The 1,220-nt window shown below is 59.1% G+C and carries 1 protein-coding gene; it reads left to right on the top strand.

The features are described 5' to 3' along the window. Positions 1-61: 61 nt before the first annotated feature. Positions 62-1,197 (top strand): IS3 family transposase gene (locus tag KHO30_RS39055; protein ID WP_093647953.1). Its coding sequence is split into 2 segments (ribosomal slippage): positions 62-320 and positions 320-1,197, totalling 1,137 coding nucleotides; the frame shifts between segments, so codons are not numbered across the junction. The last annotated feature ends 23 nt before the right edge of the window (positions 1,198-1,220 follow it).

The following is a 1,220-nucleotide window of genomic DNA, read 5'->3' as shown; positions in this document are numbered from 1 at the left end:
TGTAGTGGTCCAATGACTATGGACACCTCTAAAGGGGATAATTCTCCAAACGAGGTGAGAAATGAGCAGACGGAACATACCCGAAGAATTCAAGGCAGAAGCGGTACAACTGGTGGTCAGCAAGGGCTATTCGTTTTCCCAGGCCTGTGAAGCAATGGGCGTGGGCGATACGGCGCTGCGCCGCTGGGTAGCGCAATGGCGTGCCGAGCAGGCAAAGCCAGCGCGTACGCCCTTGCAGCTCGAAGGAGACGCGCGTCGCATCCGCGAACTGGAAGCGCGGGTGGCCGATCTTGAGAGGGAACGCGACATTCTAAAAAAGTCTACGGCCTTCTTCGTCAAGGAAATGGATCGCTTCCCGAAGTAATCCATTCGCTGAAGAAGGCCTGGCCGGTAAGCGTGATGTGCAGGGTGGCAGGCGTTGCCCGTAGCAGCTACTACGCGCTCGCGCGGCGCCCAGTGGCGCGTCGTTCGCCAACAGCGCTACTGACGGCTGCGCGCGAGATTCATCGGGAAACCCGCGGCAGCTACGGCAGCCGCAGGATGTCGCAGGCGTTGCGCCAGCGCGGCCACGACATAGGCCGTCACTGCACACGTTCGCTGATGCGCGAAGCGCAGTTGAAAGTAACGCGGCAGCGTACGCATCGTTACAGCAAGGCCAATGGTGAGGCGCTGGTTGCACCGAATCTGCTGGATCGCAACTTTGAGCAGGACAGACCCAATCAGGTCTGGGCTGGAGACATTACGTACGTGAGCACGCGTCAGGGCTGGTCGTATCTGGCCATCGTGATGGACCTGCATTCGCGCCGCATTATCGGCTGGGCGTTTGCGCTGCAGGCCGACACGGAGCTGGTGATCCGGGCCATCCGGCAGGCTCGGGCCAGACGGCGGGCATCGCACGGTGTGATGTTCCATTCCGACCAGGGCTGTCAGTACACCAGTGCGTACTTTGTTGAAGACCTGAAGGCCAACGGCATGGTGCAGAGCATGAGCAGAAAGGGAAACTGCTGGGATAACGCGGTCGTGGAGCGCTTCTTTAGAAGCCTGAAAAGCGAATGGCTCAATCCAAAGGGGTACCTCGATCACGCCGATGCCGAGCGCGACATCGAGGCCTATATTGACGACTTTTACAACTGCCGTCGGATCCATTCGGCAACAGACAGGATGCCGCCGACGCGGTACGAAGCTTCGACTTTTTAAAAATACCCTTTGCCGGTGTCCAG

It is taken from the genome of Paraburkholderia aspalathi, assembly GCF_905220735.1.
In the GTDB taxonomy this organism is placed as follows: domain Bacteria; phylum Pseudomonadota; class Gammaproteobacteria; order Burkholderiales; family Burkholderiaceae; genus Paraburkholderia; species Paraburkholderia aspalathi.
This window is presented reverse-complemented; position numbering and strand designations above follow the sequence as displayed.